The organism is Ekhidna sp., from assembly GCF_040220215.1.
In the GTDB taxonomy this organism is placed as follows: domain Bacteria; phylum Bacteroidota; class Bacteroidia; order Cytophagales; family Cyclobacteriaceae; genus Ekhidna.
Genome location: NZ_JAVJTR010000011.1, coordinates 398,568 through 405,000 on the forward strand (window position 1 = coordinate 398,568; position 6,433 = coordinate 405,000).

The window sequence follows — 6,433 nt, forward strand, 5'->3', positions numbered from 1 at the left end:
CTATTTAGGTTTTTTTCTTAAAATTATGGCAACTACAGGCGTAATAAGAAATCCAGCAATGATTTTCTTCCAAAAGGTACTAAACAATAGCCGAGTTGTCGTCTCATCATCCACAGCGGCAAGTTGTTTCAAATACTGCTCTTTAGAAAACTTTTCAAGATACAAATCCTTCTTCTCTATCAGCATAGCTCTTGCTCCTTCTTTGTAAGCTTCAATCAATTCTGGGTTCATTTCAAAAATAATAAAGAAGGCGATAGAGAATATTAAAACCGCTGGTAGTAAAACAATAAATCCAACACTAATTCCCTGCCAAAAGTAGAAATATCCATCATTCCTGTAGTCTTTGAATTCTTTACCGCTGAAATAAATAAAAAGGAAGAAGACACCTAAATCAAAGAAAAAATGACGCATATCCAGTAGCGGATTGCTGCCGAAGTTGATGGAAATGAAAAATAATCCAATAAGGAATATTCCACATAAGATGGAATATTTTAAAGTTGATTTTATCACTTTATTCTTAAATTATAACTTTTTCGGTTGATCGTTCCAATGACTTTGCCAGTTAGTTCCTGATTCCAAAAGGGAGAATTTCTGGACTTTGACATGTTAGACTGATCATTTAGTATCCAGCTAGTATTGGGATCGAATATGGTCAGCTTTGCTTCTTCTCCTTCATCTATCTTCACCTCGGTCCATCCCAACACCTTTCTGGGACCATTTACAATCCGCTCAATTAAAGTTTCCATTGGAATTTCCTTTGAAAGTTTGAGTAGTACGGGATAGAAAGTTTGCAAAGAAATACTTCCTGGATCTGCCAGGTCAAATTCTAACTGCTTGCATTCTTGATCGTAAGGCCTGTGATTAGAACAAATCGCATCAATTGTACCTTCCTTCACTCCTTTTATCAAAGCCTTTCTGTCAGCCTCTGTTCGGAAAGGAGGTAAAGATTTTAGATTAGTGTCAAAATCAACCAAAGAGTCTTCAGTAAAAATCAAATGATGAATACCAACATCACATGTAATCGCTAAACCAGCTTTTTTTGCCTTTTTTATCAAATCAACACCTTTTGCTGATGTCACTTTTGTGAAGTGTAAGCGTCCTCCACTATACTTTAGTATTTCAATGTCTCTTTGAATTGTTAGCTCTTCTGAAAGAGTCGGCTCACCTCTTAAACCTAAATGAGTACTTACTCTGCCCTCATGCATGTGAGTCTTAGATGAGATGTTTATATCTCTTGCATTTTGAATAATCGGCACTCCAATGTCATTCGTGTATTGAAGAGCTTTTAAGAGCAATTCTGTATTCCAAACAGGGTTATCTCCATCTGAAAATCCCACAGCTCCCGCATCATGGAGGTCTAGCATTTCAGAAAGGTTTTCTCCACGTAAAGACTCACTAATAGCTGCCACAGGATGAATATCTAAAAAATCAGATGATTTTTTTATAAGGTAATTAACATCACTTTTTGTCTGTATCGGAGGATTAGTATCCGGTGTTAGACAAACATCTGTAAAACCACCAGCTTGAGCTGAATCTGAACCTGAGGATATGTCCTCACGATGCTCGTTTCCCGGATCACTGAATTGTGCATTCAAATCCATCCAACCACAACTAACCATTTTACCTTTAAGATCAATCACTTTTTTAGCGGATTTTCCTTTCAAGGATGTGATTTTGCCGCTTTCAATAAGTATATCTGCTTGCTTGGTGTGAGCTGGTGAATTAGGATCTAAAACGTGTACATTCTTCAGCAATAAGCTCATCGGAGATATCTATGCAGCATTGTTTCGGTTAGAATTATCAACACTGCCAAAATTAATGCATATTTCCATAAGCTTACAGATTGAGTTGAGCCAAAGACAACATTTTCATCATTCGAAACAGCTTGCGAAAACTGCACATTCTTATGCTTAGAAAAAATTTCTTCTAGCTCATTTAGTTTTGGGGATCGCATTTCAGACTCTTCTTTTGGAAGGTTAATCGCTATTTGGCGTAGAGTGTCACCAGCTTGTACGATGTGATAAATGCCTGGCTCTATATCATATGGAATTTCGATGATTGTACTATTTGCACTAGAGTTGAACGAAGGTATTATCTCATAATCCTTCCTTTTAAGTCTTGCTGGATTATCTAAAGACTTAACATTGAGGGCAATCCTGTTTCCGGGATAATAATATGGTAAATCAGTACCTCTAACTGAGGAGAAAGCAATTTGATACAAAACAGGTAAAAAAAGAGCATTGGACTCAAAACCTGAGTTACTACCAAGTGAAGTATTAAAAAAGTAAACCGACTCGGTAGATAAAAGGAATGGGTTTCCATTTCTGAATTTTATGATCGGCTCAAATGCTCCACTAACAGTGAAAATTTGACTCAAACGTGGCATTGTTCCCAAATCCGCATTTCGTTCAAAAACTCCTTTTAACAGTTCATTCTCCGTCTCTAAGTCAATTTCGAATACACCATTAGATTTTGTAAATACTAAGTTACTTAGTTCATTATAAGTTAGAATATTTACAGAGTCTGAGGGAAAGATTAAAAACTTCTTATCAGAGAATTGACCTATCAGATTTGCGGGCAAGTTTTCATGACTATTTAATACAACCAGATCAGACTGATCCAACATCTCATAATCCAAGTTTTGAATATCAAGTATTTGCGTATTAAACAACAGTTCGTTACTGAAAACTTCTTCAATTGCGCGACTTCCGTTATTTAAAATAGATATTGTAGGCTTTGATCGCTCTTCAATGACAAAATAAAAGGTGTTATCGTAAACCACATCGTCTCCTTCAATTTCAAGTGAATATGAGCCATATGCCTCTATCGGAACATCAAACTCCACAATACCTAAATCAGAGATACTCTTAACGATAGAGCTAATTTGCCGTGAGCCTTGCATAAGTTTTATGACAACATTTCCAGATGAAATATTAAAAGTCAAAAAACCAACGTGAATTGAAATTTTAGACAAATCATCCGGATTTGGCTGAAGCCATAGACTATCTATTGCCACATTTCGGACTTGATTAAGGTCGTCTAAAAAAATAAAGTGATAATTCTTTGTTGAATCAAAAGACCAGGAATCAATACTTTCGATGGATGCCCCCTGAAAATCAGAGATTAAATAATTTTCTTTAACATGTTGTTCTTCAATTCTATTCAGAATACTCCTAATATCCTTTAAAGATGATCCGCTTTTGATTGTCAGTGCCGCTTTTTCAACAACTCTAAGCCGATCAACATTATCAAAATAGTCTATTGGTTTTATGTCATTTTCAATTAACCTTTCTAGAGTATTTTCTGCTATAACCACACCATCACTTATTGAGGAGCTCATTGAATTATCAAAATAGACAAGTGCCGGTCCGGTTGCATCAGCTTTCTCGTCTGTTAGTATTGCCCAAATAGAAAAAACTAACAAACCAAAAATCAACAAACGATTAGAGAGAATTAGTAAATATTTGAGCTTCGATTTTGATCTCGTTTTAGATGATAAAGTGGAAATGTATTTGATCGAAGAAAAATAGAATTTCTTAGCTCTTCTAAATGAAAAAAGATGGACAATAATTGGGACTGCTAAGAATAATGAGAAAATCCACCAGTTCACACGCAAATAATTTTAATACTGTGTACGATTAGTTGCTGCGCAAGTTATACAAATCAAAAACTAGAATCGAAGCAAACGAGTAGATACTAAAATTGATAATTTTTGCACTAACAAAAAAGGGATATTGTGTAAGCAATATCCCTTTTATAACCTTACTCGTTGAGTAATCCTTGGCACCTAATTCATTTATAAATAATAAAAAAAGGGTATCGAATTACTTCAATACCCTTTTATAATAAACTGGCAACGACTTACTCTCCCACCTGTTACGGCAGTACCATCAGCGCTGACGGGCTTAACTTCTCTGTTCGGAATGGGAAGAGGTGGACCCCGTCGCTATAATCACCATAAAATTTGCCTATATCCAATTGGACAGGACTTAATGTCTTGACATATAAATGAAAGATTCACATAAGAAATTGCAAGTTTATCGAAACGCTTCAAAAAAAGCTTACGGGTAATTAGTACTACTCAGCTTTGACATTACTGCCTTTACACCTGTAGCCTATCTACGTCCTAATCTAGAACATCCCTTAAAAGAAATCTCATCTTGTAGTGGGTTTCGCACTTAGATGCTTTCAGTGCTTATCCCTTCCCAACGTAGCTACCCAGCAGTGCTCCTGGCGGAACAACTGGTACACCAGCGGTTAGTCCAACTCGGTCCTCTCGTACTAAAGTCAGATCTACTCAAATTTCTTACGCCCACAACAGATAGGGACCGAACTGTCTCACGACGTTCTGAACCCAGCTCGCGTGCCACTTTAATGGGCGAACAGCCCAACCCTTGGGACCTTCTCCAGCCCCAGGATGTGACGAGCCGACATCGAGGTGCCAAACCTCCCCGTCGATATGAGCTCTTGGGGGAGATCAGCCTGTTATCCCCGGAGTACCTTTTATCCTTTGAGCGACGGCCCTTCCATACAGAACCGCCGGATCACTATATCCTAGTTTCCTACCTGCTCGGCTTGTAGGCCTCACAGTCAAGCACCCTTATGCTATTGCACTCTGCGCACGGTTACCAAGCGTGCTGAGGGTACCTTTGAAAGCCTCCGTTACTCTTTTGGAGGCGACCACCCCAGTCAAACTACCCACCACACACTGTCTCCCTTTCGGGGTTAGGCATCAGATAAATAAAGGCTGGTATTTCACCAACGACTCCACCATGCCTGACGACACAGCTTCAGAGTCTCCCAGCTATCCTACACATCATTTACCCAATACCAATGTGAAGCTATAGTAAAGGTTCACGGGGTCTTTCCGTCCCGTTGCGGGTATCCGGCATCTTCACCGGAACTACAATTTCACCGAGCTCATGGTTGAGACAGTACCCAGATCGTTGCACCATTCGTGCAGGTCGGAACTTACCCGACAAGGAATTTCGCTACCTTAGGACCGTTATAGTTACGGCCGCCGTTTACTGGGGCTTCAGTTCAATGCTTCTCCGAAGATAACATCCCCCCTTAACCTTCCAGCACCGGGCAGGTGTCAGGCCGTATACATCCTCTTTCAAGTTCGCACAGCCATGTGTTTTTGATAAACAGTCGCCTGGGTCTTTTCACTGCGTCCTACCGAAGTAGGAGCCCCTTCTCCCGAAGTTACAGGGCTATTTTGCCTAGTTCCTTAACCATGAATCACTCGAGCACCTCAGGATTCTCTCCTTGACTACCTGTGTCGGTTTGCGGTACAGGCACCTTTATCCTAGCCTTAGAGGTTTTTCTTGGAAGTCTGCTTAGGTACACTATCCACGCATCCGAAGATTTGTGGTACTATCGGGTTCAGCAAGACGTGCGGATTTACCTACACATCCTATACCTACACCTTTCAACGTACTATTCCGTCAGTACGCGGTACTTTCACTACTCCGTCACCCCATCGAAAATAAAGGTGGTATCAGAATATTAACTGATTGTCCATCGACTACCCCTTTCGGGTTTGCCTTAGGTCCTGACTAACCCCCGGCTGATTAGCATTGCCGGGGAAACCTTAGTCTATCGGTGGGCAGGTTTCTCGCCTGCCTTATCGTTACTTATGCCTACATTTGCTCTTCTCTAGTCTCCAGCATGACTCACGTCACACCTTCATTGTTTAGAGAATGCTCCCCTACCATCATAAATGATCCTAAGCTTCGGTATTGTACTTGATGCCCGATTATTATCGATGCTCTGCCGCTCGACCAGTGAGCTGTTACGCACTCTTTAAATGAATGGCTGCTTCCAAGCCAACATCCTGGCTGTCTAAGCAGCTGAACCTCCTTAGTTCAACTTAGTACAAATTTAGGGACCTTAGCTGTAGGTCTGGGTTCTTTCCCTCTCGGACTTGGACCTTAGCACCCAAGCCCTCACTGCGGAATATATTTATCAGCATTCGGAGTTCGTCTGGATTTGGTAGGATTTGACTCCCCCTAGTCCAATCGGTAGCTCTACCTCTGATAAACTAACTTCCACGCTGCTCCTAAAAGCATTTCGGGGAGTACGAGCTATCTCTCAGTTTGATTGGCCTTTCACCCCTACCCACAACTCATCCAAAGACTTTTCAACGTCAACTGGTTCGGGCCTCCATGTAGTGTTACCTACACTTCACCCTGGTCATGGGTAGATCACAAAGTTTCGCGTCTAGTACTGCTGACTGATCGCCCTGTTAAGACTCGCTTTCGCTTCGGTTCCAACACTGAATGTATTAACCTTGCCAACAACACTAACTCGTAGGCTCATTATGCAAAAGGCACGCCGTTACTCCACAAAGGAGCTCCGACCGCTTGTAAGCGTATGGTTTCAGGTACTATTTCACCCCCTTACTCAGGGTACTTTTCACCTTTCCCTCACG

At 40.6% G+C, this 6,433-nt stretch carries 3 protein-coding genes and 2 rRNA genes (1 of these 5 running past the window's edge); all 5 read right to left on the reverse strand.

Annotated elements, in window-relative coordinates; all coding sequences use genetic code 11:
• Positions 1 to 510: a DUF4199 domain-containing protein gene (locus RIC88_RS06230; protein WP_350216652.1), complete on the reverse strand. Its 510-nt coding sequence runs from the start codon at positions 508 to 510 to the stop codon at positions 1 to 3.
• Positions 507 to 1,763, reverse strand: coding sequence for a dihydroorotase (locus RIC88_RS06235; protein ID WP_350216653.1), 1,257 nt, complete (start codon positions 1,761 to 1,763; stop codon positions 507 to 509). Before RIC88_RS06235 ends, RIC88_RS06230 begins: the two co-directional genes overlap by 4 nt.
• Entirely contained in the window at positions 1,760 to 3,610 is a 1,851-nt protein-coding gene (locus RIC88_RS06240; RefSeq protein WP_350216654.1) for a BatA domain-containing protein, read from the reverse strand. Before RIC88_RS06240 ends, RIC88_RS06235 begins: the two co-directional genes overlap by 4 nt.
• A 238-nt stretch (positions 3,611 to 3,848) precedes the next feature.
• Positions 3,849 to 3,960 (reverse strand): 5S ribosomal RNA (gene rrf, locus RIC88_RS06245).
• Positions 3,961 to 4,051: 91 nt separating this feature from the next.
• Positions 4,052 to 6,433, reverse strand: a 23S ribosomal RNA gene (locus RIC88_RS06250) (it continues 488 nt past the right edge of the window).

Excerpts from the sequence above, each read along its gene's own strand:
- RIC88_RS06235 (WP_350216653.1), bottom strand. The coding sequence starts at position 1,763 with ATGAGCTTATTGCTGAAGAATGTACACGTTTTAGATCCTAATTCACCA.